The sequence below is a fragment of the Microbacterium sp. M4A5_1d genome (assembly GCF_053345465.1).
Map to the genome: position 1 here is coordinate 350,999 of NZ_JBKFAD010000001.1, position 14,675 is coordinate 365,673.

Genomic DNA, 14,675 nt, shown 5'->3' on the forward strand with positions numbered 1-14,675 from the left:
AGCATCGGCATCCATTATCGCACTACGCGCGTCGCTTCGTGGGACACGGGGCCGATGCTCACGGCGGGGTCATCGATGCCGATGGGATAATCGCGGTCATGTCCGCACCCCGTAGCCACGCCCGCCCTGTCGCACTCGCCGTCTGGCTGATGATCGCGGGCGTCATCGGATGGATCGCAGCGTTCGCGCTGACGACAGAGCGGCTCCACCTGCTCGAGGACGCCACGGCCACGGCATCATGCGACTTCAACCTCGTCGTGCAGTGCGGGGCGAACCTGACCTCTGCCCAGGGTTCGGTCTTCGGCTTCCCCAACCCGCTGCTGGGGCTCACCGGCTGGGTCGCGCCGATCGTCGTGGGCGCCGCGATCCTCGCGGGCGCACGCTTCGCCCGGTGGTTCTGGCTGCTGTTCTGGGCGGGCATGGCGTTCGCGTTCGGCTTCGTGGTGTGGCTGATCTCGCAAAGCATCTTCGTTCTCGGAACGCTCTGCCCCTGGTGCATGGTCACCTGGTTCGTGACCATCCCGAGCTTCTACGCCGTCACCCTGCACCTGCTCAGGTCGGGTGTCGTGCCGCTGCCGCGTCGAGGCCGAGCGATCGCCGCCACCCTGACCGGCTGGGTGCCGCTCCTCGCCGTGCTCAGCTACGTCGCCATCGCCGTGATCGCACAGATCCGGCTCGACTGGATCGGCTTCCTCTGAGACGACGACGCCCGCCGATCGACGTCGTGACGTCGGCCGGCGGGCGTCTTTCGCAGAGTCGGTCAGCCGAACCAGATCTCGAGCTCGCGCGCGGCGGACTCGGGGCTGTCGGAGCCGTGGACGAGGTTCTGCTGCACGGCCAGGCCCCAGTCGCGTCCGAAATCGCCCCGGATCGTGCCGGGCGCGGCTGTGGTGGGGTCGGTCGTTCCGGCGAGCGAGCGGAAGCCCTCGATGACGCGATTGCCGGCCAAGCGGATGGCGACCGACGGGCCGCTCTGCATGAACTCGAGCAACGGCTCGTAGAACGGCTTGCCGGCGTGCTCCTCGTAGTGCTTCGCGAGCACCTCCCGGTCGGGTTCGACGAGCCGGATGTCGACGAGCGCGTAGCCCTTCGCCTCGATGCGGGCGAGGATCGCGCCGGTGAGGCCGCGGGCCACGCCGTCGGGCTTGACGAGGACGAGGGTCTCTTCGGTGGGCATGTCAGTCTCCGTTCGATTCGTCGGCTGCGAGGGCGGCGTTCCGCCGGTCGAGAGCAGCCCCCTTGATGGTCGCATACGCGTACATGCCGCCGAAAACCAGCGCGACGATCCCGAGCGCCGGCACGAGGAACACCCCGAGAGCCAGGACCACCTGCAGCAGCCAGCCCAAGAGGATGCCCCACCGGTGCCGCAGCAGCCCTGAGGTAACGATCATCGCCACGGCGAGGACCGCCCCGGCGACCACTCCCCACCAGTCGGCGACGCCCTCCGGCAGCGCACCGAGTCCGTAGACGGTCAGTCCGCCGAGGAAGACCACGATGGATTCGAAACCGAGGACGACCGATCCGAGCGACTCCGCGGCACCGCGACGTCGGCGCTCGCGAGGCCGTCTCACGCCTGCCATCCCGACTTCCAGTCCTCTGCGGCGGCGAGGGCGATCGCTTCGCCCGCGAGTACGACCGAACCGGCGATGATCACCGCGCGCCGTTCCGCAGCCGCGGCCCACTCGCGCGCAGCCTCGGCCGCTTCGACGAGGTCGCGGTGCTCGGTGACCCCGAGTCCGCGCTCCTCGGCAAGATCGGCGACGAGGGTCGGCTCCGACGCGCGCTCCGAGTCCGGTGAGGTCGCGAACACGTGCGCGGCGACCGGTGCCAGGGCCTCGACGATCCCCGCGGCGTCCTTGTCTCCCAGAACACCGAGCACGACGCCCCACTCGTCGAAGTCGAACGACTCGCGCAGCGCCGCCGCGAGTGCCGCTGCCCCGTGGGGATTATGTGCACTGTCGACGAGCACGGTCGGGCTGATCCCGAGCAGCTGCAGACGACCCGGGGAGGTGACAGCGCCCAGTCCGTCCGCGACGACCTCCGCGTGGAGTGCCTGGTCCTCGGCGCCGATGAGAGCTTCGACCGCGGCGACCGCGAGGGCGGCGTTCTCGGCTTGGTGAGAGCCGTAAAGCGGCAGGTAGAGCTCGGGATACTCCCCGGCGCGCCCCCGAACACTGATCTGCTGTCCGCCGACGGCGAGGCTGTGCGCGGTCAGACCGAACTCCTCACCGGCGAACCCGACGGTGGCGGCCGCCTCCGCGGCGCGCGCTCGGATCTGCTCGGCCGCCTCGGGTGTCTGCACGGCCGAGACGACCGCCGCGCCGGGCTTGATGATGCCCGCCTTGACCGCGGCGATCTCGGCGATGGTCTCGCCGAGGCGGTCGGCGTGGTCGAGCGCGACGGGGCCGATGACGGCGACGTCCCCGTCGGCGGTGTTGGTCGAGTCCCACGATCCGCCCATGCCCACCTCGATGACCGCGACATCGACGGGCGCGTCGGAGAACGCGACGAAGGCGAGGACGGTGAGCAGCTCGAAGAACGTCAGAGGAGCGTCACCCGCCGCATCCAGCTCAGCGTCCACGAGGTCGACGAAGGGAGCGATCTCGTCCCACGCGTCGGCGACCGCGGCGTCGGCGATCGGCTCGCCGTCGATCAGGATGCGCTCGGTGAAGCGCTCGAGGTGCGGGCTGGTGAAGAGCCCGGTGCGCAGCCCGTGCGCGCGCACGAGGCTCTCGATCATCCGGCTCGTCGACGTCTTGCCGTTCGTTCCCGTCACGTGCACGACGCGGTAGGTGCGCTGCGGGTCGTCCAGCAGTTCGAGAACGCGTCGTGTCCGCTCGACGCGGGGCTGCACCCACTGCTCCCCCTGACGCTGCAGCAGCGCCGTGTACACGGCGTCGGCGCGGGCCTGATCGGTCATGCGGTCTCTCCTGTCAGCCGGGTGACGCTCACGGCGAGGTCTCCCCTGTTGGCGTAGGTCTTGGCCGCGACCACGGCCTCGAAGTCGGGCTCGGTCGCGGCGACGGACTCCGCAGACTCGGCGACGGTCGAGGTGCGTGAGCGCACCACCCATTCGCGCGCCAGCGTCTCGCCCGCCACATCGGCGGCATCGAACGCCGATGCGACAGCAGCGGCGTCCTCGTCGGAATCGAAGGTCAGCATCAGCCGGATGCGGTCACTGACTTCGAAGCCGGCGGCCTTCCGGGTGTCCTGCACCGCGCGGATCACGTCGCGCGCCATGCCCTCGGCCTCGAGCTCCGGGGTCGTGGTGGTGTCGAGCAGGACGAACCCGCCGCCCGACAGCAGTGCGATCGCGGTGCCTTCCGCCACCCCTCCCGCTTCGAGGGTCAGGTCGTACTCGCCGGGCTCGAGCGCGACGCCGTCGACGGTCACGACACCGTCCTGCTCGCTCCACAGGCCCGCCCGGGCACCCGCGATGACGTGCTGCACCTGCTTGCCCAGTCGTGGACCGGCCACGCGCGCATTGACCGAGAGACGCTGGCTGATGCCATACGAGGCCGCGAGGTCGTCCGAAAGCTCGGCCACAGCGACATCCTTCACGTTGAGCTCGTCGCGGAGGATGTCGGCGAACTGCTCCAGCGACGCCGCGTCACTCATCGCAACCGTGAGCTGAGGCAGCGGCAGGCGCACGCGCTTGCCCTCCTTCTTGCGCAAAGCGTTGGCCACCGATGAGACCTCGCGGACGGCGTCCATAGCCGAACGGATGTCGGCTGCGGGCGCGAACTCGTCCGCGTCCGGCCAGTCCTTCAGGTGAACGCTCCGTCCGCCGGTGAGGCCCTGCCAGACGCGCTCGCTCACGAGGGGCAGAAGCGGCGCCGCGACCCGGGTCAGCGTCTCGAGCACCGTGTAGAGGGTGTCGAACGCCTCCGTCGAGGAATCGTCGCCGGGCACGACGCCCACCCAGAAGCGATCGCGGGAGCGGCGGATGTACCAGTTCGTGAGCGCTTCGGCGAAGTCGCGCAGCTTGGCGGCGGCCATCGTGGAGTCGAGGGCCTCCAGGTCGGCTGCGACATCGCGCACCAGGTCGCCGGTCAGCGCCAGGATGTAGCGGTCGAGCACGTTCGTGGAGTCGGTCCGCCGCCGCGCCTCGTACCCGGCCCCGCCCTCACCGCCGGCCGCGTTGGCATAGGTGGCGAAGAAGTACCAGGTGTTCCACAGCGGAAGCAGGAACTCCCGCACGCCCGCCCGGATGCCCTCTTCGGTGACGACGAGGTTGCCGCCGCGGAGCACCGACGAGCCCATCAGGAACCACCGCATCGCGTCGGAACCGTCGCGATCGAAGACCTCGGACACGTCCGGGTAGTTCCGCAGCGACTTCGACATCTTCTGACCGTCGCTGCCCAGCACGATGCCGTGGCAGGCGACGCCCGAGAACGCCGGCCGGTCGAACAGCGCACCCGAGAGCACGTGCATGACGTAGAACCAGCCGCGGGTCTGTCCGATGTACTCCACGATGAAGTCGGCCGGCGCGTGCTCGTCGAACCACTCCCGGTTCTCGAAGGGGTAGTGCACCTGCGCGTACGGCATCGACCCGGAGTCGAACCATACGTCGAAGACGTCCTCGATGCGGCGCATCGTCGAGCGGCCCGTGGGGTCGTCGGGGTTCGGACGCGTGAGGTCATCGATGAACGGCCGGTGCAGGTCGACCTCGCCCGCCTCGTTGCGCGGTAGGCGACCGAAGTCGCGTTCGATGTCGGCGAGCGAGCCGTACACGTCGGTTCGCGGGTACTCGGGGTCGTCGCTCTTCCAGACCGGGATCGGCGAGCCCCAGAAGCGGTTGCGGCTGATGGACCAGTCGCGCGCGCCCTCGAGCCACTTGCCGAACTGCCCGTGCTTGACGTTCTCGGGTGCCCACGTGATCTGCTCGTTGAGTTCGAGCAGGCGGTCCTTGATCGCCGTGACCCGCACGAACCAGCTCGACACCGCCTTGTAGATGAGCGGATTGCGGCAGCGCCAGCAGTGCGGGTAGGAGTGCTCGTAGCTCGCCTCGCGAAGGAGACGGCCCTCGGCCTTCAGGAGGCGGATGAGCGGGCGGTTGGCGTCCATCCACAACTCCCCCGCGACGTCGGTGACCTGCGGGAGGAAGCGCCCGCCGTCGTCGAGGCTCATGATGAGCGGGATGCCGGCTGCGCCGGTCACGCGCTGGTCGTCCTCACCGTAGGCCGGGGCCTGGTGGACGATGCCGGTGCCGTCGGTGGTGGTGACGTAGTCGTCGACGAGCACCCGCCACGCGGAACCCGTTCCCCAGGTGTCGGTGTCCGCGTAGTAGTCGAAGAGCCGGTCGTACTGCACGTCCGAGAGCTCGCTGCCGAGAACGGTCCGCTCGATCGCGGCGCGCGCCTCGTCGACGTCGCCGTACCCGAGGTCCTTCGCGTAGCCCGCGAGGAGGTCTTCGGCGAGGAGGTAGCGGTGGGCGTCGGCCTCGACACGGTCCTCATGAACGTCGGCGGCGCCGGCCGGCCCGCCGGGCAGCACGACATAGCGGATGTCGGGGCCGACGGCGAGAGCGAGGTTCGTGGGCAGCGTCCACGGGGTCGTCGTCCACGCGAGAGCGCGCACACCGGTGAGCCCGAGGGACTCGGCCTTCGCCCCGACGAGCGGGAAGGTGACGGTCACCGACGGATCCTGGCGCATCTTGTAGACGTCGTCGTCCATGCGCAGCTCGTGGTTCGACAGGGGCGTCTCGTCGCGCCAGCAGTAGGGCAGCACGCGATGCCCCTCATAGGCGAGGTCCTTGTCCCACAGCTCCTTGAACGCCCAGAGCACCGACTCCATGAAGCCCGTGTCGAGCGTCTTGTACCCGCGTTCGAAGTCGACCCACCGCGCCTGCCGGGTGACGTAGTCCTCCCACTCGCGCGTGTACTCGAGGACGGATGAGCGCGCCTTGTCGTTGAAGGCGGCGATGCCCATCGCCTCGATCTCGCTCTTCTCGGTGATCCCGAGCTGCTTCATCGCTTCGAGCTCAGCCGGGAGGCCGTGGGTGTCCCAGCCGAAGACGCGGTCGACCTTCTTACCGCGCATGGTCTGGAAGCGAGGGAAGACATCCTTCGCGTACCCGGTGAGCAGATGGCCGTAATGCGGGAGCCCGTTCGCGAACGGAGGGCCGTCGTAGAAGACCCACTCGGGCGCCCCCTCGCGCCGCGCGATGGAGCTGCGGAAGGTGTCGTCGCGCTCCCAGAACGCCAGCACGTCGCGCTCGACGTCGGGGAAGCGGGGGCTCGGAACGACGCTGTCGGCGGCGGGGCCGAAAGCAGAGGACTTCGGATAGGTCATGGCTTCTCTCGCAGGGTCGGACTTCCTGCGAGGACGATCGTGCGACCGCGGTACCACCCCGCTTGCCCCGGAGGGCCACTCTCCCAGCGGCTGTGACGGGCCTGCCCCGCTCGGTTCTACTGGGCGGATGACCGCCGTTCTTCCGAGAGCTCCCCGGTGATGGCCGGATCGGTGCTGATGAGCCCATCATACCGTCGGCATACGCTGAACGTATGGCCCGCCCTCGTACCCGTCCCACGCCCCCTCGGGTGAGCGAACCCGACCTGCCGCGTCACCTCGAGCCCGGAGTCCTCACTAGACACGGCGATCTCGTCGAGACGTCGATAGCACTCGGCGGCGAGGCGGTCGACGGCGCCCACGCACGGCTGAGCGAGAGCGCCGTCGAGGCCGGGTCCCCCGACCGGCTCGATCTCACGGGCGCGGTGCTCGCCGACGTGGCCATCCGCGACCTCGCGACGGCCGAATTCCGCTCGGGCGACGGCAGCTGGCGCACCGTGACCCTCAGCGGTGGGCGGATCGGCACCCTCGACGCCCAGCGTGCCCGCTGGGACGGCGTCATCCTCCGCGGCATCCGGATCGACTACCTCTCGGTGCCCGCCGCGACGTTGCGCGACGTGCTCATCGTCGACTGCCGCATCGGAACGCTCGACGCCCCGGGCGCGATGCTCGAGCGGGTCCGTTTCGTCGACACGACGGTCGACGAGTTCGACTCCCGTGCGCTCTCGAGCACAGATCTCGACCTCCGCGGCCTGGAAGCACTCGCCTTCACGGACATCCGGGCGCTGACCGGCGCCACTGCATCGCGTCGGCAGATCGAAGTGCATGCCCCCGCGTTCGCCGCTGCGCTCGGACGGGACGTGCGCGATGAGGCGTCCGCCGAGGAGCCGAGCCGATGATCGCCCGCACCGAACGTCTGGTCCTCCGGCTGATGACCGAGGACGATCTGGACCCGCTCCGCGAGATACTGACCGACCCCATCGCGATGACCGCCTACGAGGGGGCGTTCGACGACGACGAGAGCGCGCGGTGGCTCGCGCGCAATCTTCGTCGCTACGAGGAGGACGGGTTCGGCCTCTGGGCCGTCGACCTCCCTGGGGCCGGCATGATCGGGCAGTGCGGCATCACGCGGCAGTTCGTCGGCGACGAAGAGGTGCTCGAGGTCGGCTACCTCTTCCAGCGGGCGCACTGGCACCGCGGTTACGCGACCGAGGCCGCCGCCGCCGCGCGCGACTGGGGATTCCGCGAGCTCGGTGCTCCGGCCATCTGGGCCAAGGTCCGCGACACCAACATCGCATCCATGAACGTCGCCATCCGCCTCGGCATGACCGTTCGCCGCCGGTTCATGGTGCACTACCGAGGCGTGGACATGCCCCACCTCGGATTCGCCGTCGATCGCTGACGGCGCCTCGTCAGGACGCCGACCAGGCCTCGCCGCGTACCTCGGCGAGCGGCGATTCCCGCAACAGGCGCGAGATCGGGCAGCGATCGTGCGCTGCGGCGGCGAGTTCCGCCGCCTCGGAGGCATCCAGCCCCTCGCCGGAGATGAAGGCCGTCACGAGGAACTCGTACCCCGTGCGCCCCTCGGCGTCGCGCAGCTCGACCTCGACCCGCGCCTTCGTGCGGTGGCGGCCCGCCACGATCGCCTGCGCCGTCGCGTTCAGGCACGTCGACCAGGCCAGCGCGAGGAGCTGCTCGGGATTGCTCGCGGCGGTGTCATGGCCCGGCTGCAATGGATTCGACACGGCGACCTTCAGGCCGTCCGGAACGCGGCTGACCCCCGTGCCGCCGTCGTCGTTGAAAGCAGAGGTGCGGTACCGGGTGACCATGGTTCGACTATAGTTGAACGTCGTCCAACTATTAGGGGATGCCCCGTGCCACCGACCGACGCGCCGATCGCCCTCAGCGGCGTGAGCGTCACCTACCCCGGCGGGACCCGCGCTCTCACCGGCGTCGATCTCGCTGTTTCTCCGCGCGAGATCTTCGGAGTCATCGGCGAGAGCGGTGCCGGCAAGAGCACTCTCCTGGCTCTGCTCACCGGCGAGATCAGCGCGACCGCAGGAACCGTGAGGGTGCTCGATCAGGACCCGACCGGTCTCAGCCGGACAGCGCTGCGGGATCTGCGCCGGCGGATCGGCGTGGTCTTCCAGGGTGTGCACCTGCTGGCGAATCGCACCGTCCGTCAAAACGTCCTGCTCGCCCTCGAACTGCGCGACCGCCGGGACCGCCTGAGTGTGAATGAGCGACGCGCCGCGGCCGACGAGACGCTGCGTTTCGTCGGTCTCGGTGGTCGCGAGGATGCGTACCCGTCTGAGCTCAGCGGCGGTCAGCGTCAGCGCGTGGGGATCGCCCGCGCGCTCGTGGGCCGGCCCGAGGTCCTGCTCTGCGACGAGCCGACCTCCTCGCTCGACGCCACCACGACCGACGGCGTCCTCGCGCTCCTCCGCGAGGCCCGGGACCGGTTCGGAACGACAGTGGTCGTCGTGACGCACGATCTCGCCGTCGTGCGGCGCGTCTGCGACCGCGTCGCGCTGTTCGAGGACGGGCGTCTGCGCGACATCCTGCACGTCGAACCCGGATCGGATCTGGGCCGGGAGAGCTACCTCGACCGCGCCCGGCGGGAGCTGGGCGCATGACCGGCCTGGTCGAATCACTCGAGCGCCGCGGCGGAGACCTGCTCGAGGCGCTCGGCGAGACCGGATACATGCTCCTCGTCTCGCTGGCCGCAGCGGTGGCCCTCGGGCTCCCCCTCGGGATGCTCGTGTACCTGACGCGGCGGGGCGGCGCTGCGCCGAACCGGTTCGTGTGGTGGATCGGAAACCTCTTCATCAACGTCGTGCGCTCCTTCCCGTTTCTCCTCCTGGTCGTGTTCCTCGTGCCGGTGACACGTCTCGCCTACGGGACGACATTCGGCACTCCTGCGGCGACGTTCTCGCTCTGCTTCGTCGCGGTCGCGATCTACGCACGACTCGTCGAGCAGATTCTGCGCGAGATCAGCCCGGGCATCCCCCGGGTCGCGCGCACGATGGGAGCGACCCTGCCTCAGACGATCCGGCGCTTCCTGCTTCCCGAGGCCGTTCCCGGCCTCGTCTACGCGCTGACCTCGGCGACGATCAGTCTGCTGTCGTATTCCACCGTGCTCGGTGTGGTCGGCGGTGGCGGCATCGGCGACTTCGCGCTGCGCTACGGCTACCAGGAGTACGACTATCCGCTGATGTACTTCACGATCGCCGTCATCCTCGTCGTCGTGCTGGTCATCCAGTCGGCCGGTCACCGCCTGTCGATCCGACTCGATCACCGTTGACCCTCGTCCACCCGCTCTCACAAGGAGAACCCATGCCCGTTCGCACCCTTCGCACCCGCATCGCCTCGGCGGCCATCGCCACCTTCGCGGTCGCCGGACTCCTCGCCGGCTGCGCCGGCTCGCCCGGAGACACGGATTCCGGGGTCACGACGCTCCGCGTGGGCGCGGTGACCGCCCCCGCGACGGACATCGTCGAGGCCGCCGGAGCCGCGATCGCCGACGGGTACGAGATCGAGCTCGTTCCGGTGTCGGACTACGTCACGATCAACAACATGCTCGCTGCCGGCGACATCGACGCGAACTTCTCGCAGCACGAGCCGTATATGACGGAGTTCAACGAGAAGAACGGGGCATCGCTCGAGGCGGTCCAACCCGTCTACAACTTCGTCATCGCCTTCTACTCGAAGACGCTGACCGACATCGGCCAGCTCCCCGACGGTGCCACGGTCGCCATCCCGAACGACTCGTCGAACACCGCGCGTGCGCTCAAGCTGCTGGCCGACGCCGACATCATCGACCTCGCCCCCGGCATCGACCCGTACACAGCGACCCTCGACGACGTCGCGGAGAACCCGAAGAACCTTCAGTTCCTGTCGCTGGAGATCAACCAGTTGAACACGGCGTACGACGAGGCCGACCTGGTCTTCCAGTGGCCGTCGCACATCGCCGCGCTCGGCCTCACGCCGCAGGACGACGGCCTGCTCACCGAACTCGACGACCGCTTCGCGCTTCAGCTCGTGGTCCCCTCGGCTGAGGCGGATTCCCCTGCCACGAAGGCACTCATCGACGCGTTCACGAGCGACGAGGTGCGAAAGGTCATCGACGGCAACGAGACCATCGAAGCCGCCTTCTGACCCCCGGTAGACTCGGACGACGCACACTCAGGCACGCTCACACAGTGCCGCACATATCGTCGAGGAGTTCCCATGACAGCGCACATTCCCGAGAAGCCCGCTCTGGAAGGCCTCGAGCAGAAGTGGGGCGCCGCGTGGGCCGAGCAGGGCACCTACCTGTTCGACCGCGCGCGTGCCGCGAAGACCGGCCGCGGCGGCGTCTTCTCCGTCGACACGCCTCCCCCGACGGCATCCGGGTCGCTGCACATCGGCCACGTCTTCTCGTTCACCCACACCGACCTCAAGGTGCGATTCGAGCGCATGCGCGGGAAGAGCGTCTTCTACCCGATGGGCTGGGACGACAACGGCCTGCCCACCGAGCGCCGCGTCCAGAACTACTACGGCGTGCGCTGCGACCCGACTCTCCCCTACGACGAGTCGTTCGTCCCGCCGTTCGAGGGCGGCGACAACAAGTCGAGCCGTGCCGCCGACCAGGTGCCCATCAGCCGTCGCAACTTCATCGAGCTGTGCGAGAAGCTGACGATCGAGGACGAGAAGCAGTTCGAGTCGCTCTTCCGTCAGCTCGGGCTCTCCGTCGACTGGACCCAGACGTACCGGACGATCTCGGACGAGACCATCCGCACCAGCCAGCTCGCGTTCCTGCGCAACCTCGAGCGCGGCGAGGCCTACCAGGCACTGGCCCCCACGCTGTGGGACATCGACTTCCGCTCCGCCATCGCGCAGGCCGAGCTCGAGGATCGCGAGCAGCAGGCGTCGTATCACCGCATCGCGTTCCACAAGACCGACGGCAGCGGCGACATCCACATCGAGACGACGCGGCCCGAACTGCTTCCGGCGTGTGTCGCCCTCGTGGCGAACCCCGATGACGAGCGCTACCAGCCCTACTTCGGCAAGACCGTCCGCACGCCGCTCTTCGACGTCGAGGTGCCGGTCCTCGCCCATCACCTCGCTCAGCCCGACAAGGGCTCGGGAATCGCGATGATCTGCACGTTCGGCGACGTCACCGACATCATCTGGTGGCGCGAGCTCGACCTGCCCAACCGCACGATCCTCGGCCACGACGGTCGCATCGTGGCCGAGGCGCCTGACGTCATCGTCACGGATGGCGCACGCGCGGCCTACGCCGAGCTGGCGGGCAAGACCGTCTTCAGCGCCAAGAAGCGCGTGGTCGAGCTGCTGCAGGAATCGGGCGAGCTGCTCGAGGTGTCGAAGCCCTTCAGCCACCCGGTGAAGTTCTTCGAGAAGGGCGATCGCCCGCTCGAGATCGTCTCGACCCGTCAGTGGTACCTGCGCAACGGTGCCCGCGACGAAGAGTTCCGGGCGCGCCTCATCTCGCTCGGTCAGGAGATGTCGTGGCACCCCGACTTCATGCGGGTGCGCTACGAGAACTGGACCAACGGTCTCACCGGCGACTGGCTCGTCTCCCGTCAGCGCTTCTTCGGCGTACCGATCCCGATCTGGTACGGCCTCGATGAGAACGGCGAACGCGATTACGAGCGCGTCATCACCCCCGATGCCGCCCAGCTCCCGATCGACCCGACCACCGATGTCCCTCCGGGATACACCGCCGAGCAGCGCGGCGTGCCCGGCGGATTCGACGCCGAGCGCGACATCTTCGACACTTGGGCGACGTCGTCGCTGACCCCGCAGCTCGCGGGCGGGTGGCAGCGCGACGAGGAGCTGTGGCAGCTCGTCGCGCCGTTCGATCTGCGGCCGCAGGGGCAGGACATCATCCGCACCTGGCTGTTCTCCACGATGCTCCGCAGCGCTCTCGAAGACGGCCGCGCACCGTGGTCGGATGCCGCGATCTCCGGCTTCATCGTCGACCCCGACCGCAAGAAGATGTCGAAGTCGAAGGGAAACGTCGTCACCCCCGCCGACATCCTCGCCCAGCACGGCACGGATGCGGTCCGCTACTGGGCCGCGTCGAGTCGCCTCGGTTCCGACGCCGCGTTCGATCCGCAGAACCCCACGCAGGTGAAGATCGGCCGCCGTCTCGCCATCAAGGTGCTGAACGCCGCGAAGTTCGTGCTGTCGTTCCCCGTGCCCGAGGGCGCGGCGGTGACCCACGACCTCGACGCCGCCATGCTCGCAACGCTCGACCGTGTGATCGTCGATGCCACGCGGGCGTTCGAGGCCTACGACCACGCTCGCGCGCTCGAGATCACGGAAGCGTTCTTCTGGACCTTCTGCGACGACTACCTCGAGCTCGTCAAGGAGCGCGCGTACGACCGCTCCGACGCGGGTCAGGCGTCGGCGGCGCTGGCACTGCGACTCGCGCTGTCGTCGCTGCTGCGTCTGCTCGCCCCGGTGCTCGCCTTCGCCGCAGAGGAGGCATGGTCGTGGTTCGAGGAGGGCTCCGTGCACACCGCGCCGTGGCCGGAAGCGAGCGGCATCGACGGCGACCCGGCCGTTCTCACCGCGGCCAGCGCCGCGCTCATCGGCATCCGCCGGGCGAAGACGGAAGCCAAGGCCTCGCAGAAGACCCCCGTCTCGGTACTGACGCTGCGCGCGGATGCCGCGACGATCGAGCGACTGCGCCGCGCGGAGGGCGACCTGAAGGCGGTCGGACGCATCGCCGAGCTCGAGCTCCTCGACGGTGACGGCGACCTGGTCGTGGAGCGCGTCGAGCTCGCGCCTCAGGAGGCGTGAGATGCGTTTGGGAACGCGGTGGACCAGTGGCGATGAGCCGCCCGTCTCGCTGCCGGCCGCTTTCCGCGACCGGGTTCGCGCGGTCGACGGCGGGCTCGACGCAGATCCGCGTCCGAAGTGGACTCTGACCTGGCTCGAGGGACGCCCCGTGGCCGAGCTCGAGACCGGTGTCGTGGTCTCGCTCGACGCCGCCGGTGAACCGGTCGTCGGTCAGATCGACGACGACGAGTTCTGACGCCCCGCTCTCCCGCCGCTCACTCCGACGCGGCGGGAGAGCTTTGCGCGGACGCGGAGCGGATGAGGCGCGTGCACGCGGCCGTCGCGGTGAGGCAGACAGCGCCCGCAGCGATGAACGGCAGCCGCAGGTCGATCGACGCGACCAGGCCGCCCAGGATCGTCGCCACGGGGAAGAGTCCCCAGGTGAGCGTCCGGATGATGCCCAGAGTGCGCCCGAACAGCGCCGGCGGGATGATCTGCTGCCGCAGCGCACCCCACGGGACATTCCACACCGACACCGCGAACGCCATGCCCGCGTAGGCGACGACCGCGACGACGATTCCGGGGGCGAACCCGACGGCGACCATGCACGCTGCGGCGGCGAGGTTCGCGCCCCACATGACGTTGCCTCGGCCCCAGCGGGCGACCATGCGCGCAGCGAGGAGTGAGCCCGCGAGCGCACCGACCCCGACACCCGCCGTGACGAACCCGATGGCGAACTCGGGTACCCCGTGGACATCGAGGAAGTAGAGCAGCGTCGGAGCCTGCGCGAAAGCGAAGGCGCAGCCGACGACCGACGTGAACACGACCAGGGCACGCAGGAACCGATGGCGCCAGAGGTAGCGCAACGCTTCCCCGGCGGGAACGGCGACGTCCGGTGCTGCCGGCAGGGGCTCGGGGACGGCGCCGGCGACGACGTCGCCCTGATCCGCGCCGATGACGTCCGAAGCCCGTGAACGCGCCGCGGCCAGCGGGAGAAGGAGCGCCAGCGCGATCGGCACCAGGTAACCCGCGGCGCCGAGCCACAGCGGTAGTGCGAGCGAGACGGCGAAGAGAACGCCGGCGACGGGCTGCGCTACGAAGCTGTCGATGGTGATCTGCGCGGCCTGGATGCGCCCGTTGGCCCGATCGAGCTGATCCCGCTCGACGACGCTCGGAATGATCGCGTTGGTCGCGTTGTCGAACAGGGTCTCGCCGAAGCCGAAGACGAGCGTGCCCACGAGCAGCCACACGATGTCGAGACTGCCCGTGACCGTGAGCACGGCCAGACCGACCGCGGCCGCGCCGCGCACGCTGTTCGCCAACGCCATGACACGGCGCCGGTCGAACCGATCGACGATGACGCCGGCAGGCACCCCGAAAACGAGCCACGGGAGGAAGGCGGCCGCGCCGAGCAACGAGATCAGCAGCGGGTCGCGCGTGAGTGTCGTGGCGATCAGGGGCACCGCCGTGCGGCCCAGGCCGTCCGCGAGGTTGCTGAACGCGGCGGCGGTCCACAGTCGCGAGAAATCGCGCCCGAGCGGACGGGGGCGCCCGGACTCGGGTGGGCGGATCCGGGAGACGGTCACGCTGGTCAT

The 14,675-nt window shown here is 69.3% G+C and carries 14 protein-coding genes; 8 read left to right on the plus strand and 6 right to left on the minus strand.

All coding sequences use genetic code 11. From position 1 onward, the window contains the following. Positions 1-98 precede the first annotated feature (98 nt). Positions 99-698 (plus strand): vitamin K epoxide reductase family protein, encoded by a 600-nt coding sequence (locus ACLBWJ_RS01585; protein ID WP_114589475.1) that lies wholly within the window; start codon positions 99-101, stop codon positions 696-698. Positions 699-760: 62 nt separating this feature from the next. Here ACLBWJ_RS01585 and ndk read toward each other — a convergent pair whose 3' ends face one another. From ndk to ileS, 4 genes are read right to left on the minus strand one after another with little or no spacing between them, the layout of a single operon-like run. Next, positions 761-1,177 (minus strand): nucleoside-diphosphate kinase, encoded by a 417-nt coding sequence (gene ndk / locus ACLBWJ_RS01590; RefSeq protein ID WP_447659616.1) that lies wholly within the window; start codon positions 1,175-1,177, stop codon positions 761-763. A 1-nt stretch (position 1,178) separates the two neighbouring features. After that, the gene (locus ACLBWJ_RS01595) at positions 1,179-1,580 is read right to left on the minus strand and encodes a DUF4233 domain-containing protein (protein ID WP_114589473.1); all 402 of its coding nucleotides are present in this window, start codon (positions 1,578-1,580) and stop codon (positions 1,179-1,181) included. After that, positions 1,568-2,920, minus strand: a complete 1,353-nt coding sequence (locus ACLBWJ_RS01600; RefSeq protein ID WP_274177865.1) for a bifunctional folylpolyglutamate synthase/dihydrofolate synthase — start codon at positions 2,918-2,920, stop codon at positions 1,568-1,570. The genes ACLBWJ_RS01595 and ACLBWJ_RS01600 overlap by 13 nt, the downstream gene beginning before the upstream one ends. Beyond that, positions 2,917-6,294, minus strand: coding sequence for an isoleucine--tRNA ligase (ileS, locus tag ACLBWJ_RS01605; protein WP_447659617.1), 3,378 nt, complete (start codon positions 6,292-6,294; stop codon positions 2,917-2,919). The genes ACLBWJ_RS01600 and ileS overlap by 4 nt, the downstream gene beginning before the upstream one ends. Before the next feature lie 212 nt (positions 6,295-6,506). On the opposite strand from ileS, the gene ACLBWJ_RS01610 reads away from it, so the two are divergent. Continuing rightward, on the plus strand, positions 6,507-7,190 hold the full coding sequence (locus tag ACLBWJ_RS01610) for a hypothetical protein (protein WP_447659618.1): 684 nt from the start codon (positions 6,507-6,509) through the stop codon (positions 7,188-7,190). After that, positions 7,187-7,693, plus strand: coding sequence for a GNAT family N-acetyltransferase (locus ACLBWJ_RS01615; RefSeq protein WP_269266241.1), 507 nt, complete (start codon positions 7,187-7,189; stop codon positions 7,691-7,693). Before ACLBWJ_RS01610 ends, ACLBWJ_RS01615 begins: the two co-directional genes overlap by 4 nt. 10 nt (positions 7,694-7,703) lie before the next feature. Here the strand turns inward: ACLBWJ_RS01615 and ACLBWJ_RS01620 are convergent, their stop codons facing one another. Further along, positions 7,704-8,120: an OsmC family protein gene (locus tag ACLBWJ_RS01620; RefSeq protein ID WP_447659619.1), complete on the minus strand. Its 417-nt coding sequence runs from the start codon at positions 8,118-8,120 to the stop codon at positions 7,704-7,706. Positions 8,121-8,165: 45 nt separating this feature from the next. Here ACLBWJ_RS01620 and ACLBWJ_RS01625 point away from each other — a divergent pair, with 45 nt between their 5' ends. The 5 genes from ACLBWJ_RS01625 to ACLBWJ_RS01645 all read left to right on the plus strand — a co-directional run bounded on the left by ACLBWJ_RS01625 (position 8,166) and on the right by ACLBWJ_RS01645 (position 13,336). Continuing rightward, entirely contained in the window at positions 8,166-8,927 is a 762-nt protein-coding gene (locus ACLBWJ_RS01625) for a methionine ABC transporter ATP-binding protein (RefSeq protein ID WP_447659620.1), read from the plus strand. Then, complete coding sequence (locus tag ACLBWJ_RS01630) at positions 8,924-9,595, plus strand: methionine ABC transporter permease (protein ID WP_447659621.1); 672 nt, start codon at positions 8,924-8,926, stop codon at positions 9,593-9,595. The genes ACLBWJ_RS01625 and ACLBWJ_RS01630 overlap by 4 nt, the downstream gene beginning before the upstream one ends. Positions 9,596-9,627: 32 nt before the next feature. After that, positions 9,628-10,449, plus strand: coding sequence for a MetQ/NlpA family ABC transporter substrate-binding protein (locus ACLBWJ_RS01635; protein WP_323987661.1), 822 nt, complete (start codon positions 9,628-9,630; stop codon positions 10,447-10,449). A 72-nt stretch (positions 10,450-10,521) separates the two neighbouring features. Then, on the plus strand, positions 10,522-13,101 hold the full coding sequence (gene valS / locus ACLBWJ_RS01640; RefSeq protein ID WP_447659622.1) for a valine--tRNA ligase: 2,580 nt from the start codon (positions 10,522-10,524) through the stop codon (positions 13,099-13,101). A 1-nt stretch (position 13,102) separates the two neighbouring features. Then, positions 13,103-13,336, plus strand: a complete 234-nt coding sequence (locus ACLBWJ_RS01645; RefSeq protein ID WP_112614684.1) for a hypothetical protein — start codon at positions 13,103-13,105, stop codon at positions 13,334-13,336. 19 nt (positions 13,337-13,355) lie between these two features. On the opposite strand, the gene ACLBWJ_RS01650 is transcribed toward ACLBWJ_RS01645, so the two are convergent. Further along, positions 13,356-14,675, minus strand: a complete 1,320-nt coding sequence (locus ACLBWJ_RS01650) for an MFS transporter (RefSeq protein WP_439117173.1) — start codon at positions 14,673-14,675, stop codon at positions 13,356-13,358.

Coding starts and splice junctions, on each gene's coding strand:
- ACLBWJ_RS01585 (WP_114589475.1), top strand. CDS start 99: ATGTCCGCACCCCGTAGCCACGCCCGCCCTGTCGCACTCGCCGTCTGG.
- ndk (WP_447659616.1), bottom strand. CDS start 1,177: ATGCCCACCGAAGAGACCCTCGTCCTCGTCAAGCCCGACGGCGTGGCC.
- ACLBWJ_RS01595 (WP_114589473.1), bottom strand. CDS start 1,580: ATGGCAGGCGTGAGACGGCCTCGCGAGCGCCGACGTCGCGGTGCCGCG.
- ACLBWJ_RS01600 (WP_274177865.1), bottom strand. CDS start 2,920: ATGACCGATCAGGCCCGCGCCGACGCCGTGTACACGGCGCTGCTGCAG.
- ileS (WP_447659617.1), bottom strand. CDS start 6,294: ATGACCTATCCGAAGTCCTCTGCTTTCGGCCCCGCCGCCGACAGCGTC.
- ACLBWJ_RS01610 (WP_447659618.1), top strand. CDS start 6,507: ATGGCCCGCCCTCGTACCCGTCCCACGCCCCCTCGGGTGAGCGAACCC.
- ACLBWJ_RS01615 (WP_269266241.1), top strand. CDS start 7,187: ATGATCGCCCGCACCGAACGTCTGGTCCTCCGGCTGATGACCGAGGAC.
- ACLBWJ_RS01620 (WP_447659619.1), bottom strand. CDS start 8,120: ATGGTCACCCGGTACCGCACCTCTGCTTTCAACGACGACGGCGGCACG.
- ACLBWJ_RS01630 (WP_447659621.1), top strand. CDS start 8,924: ATGACCGGCCTGGTCGAATCACTCGAGCGCCGCGGCGGAGACCTGCTC.
- ACLBWJ_RS01635 (WP_323987661.1), top strand. CDS start 9,628: ATGCCCGTTCGCACCCTTCGCACCCGCATCGCCTCGGCGGCCATCGCC.
- valS (WP_447659622.1), top strand. CDS start 10,522: ATGACAGCGCACATTCCCGAGAAGCCCGCTCTGGAAGGCCTCGAGCAG.
- ACLBWJ_RS01645 (WP_112614684.1), top strand. CDS start 13,103: ATGCGTTTGGGAACGCGGTGGACCAGTGGCGATGAGCCGCCCGTCTCG.
- ACLBWJ_RS01650 (WP_439117173.1), bottom strand. CDS start 14,675: ATGACCAGCGTGACCGTCTCCCGGATCCGCCCACCCGAGTCCGGGCGC.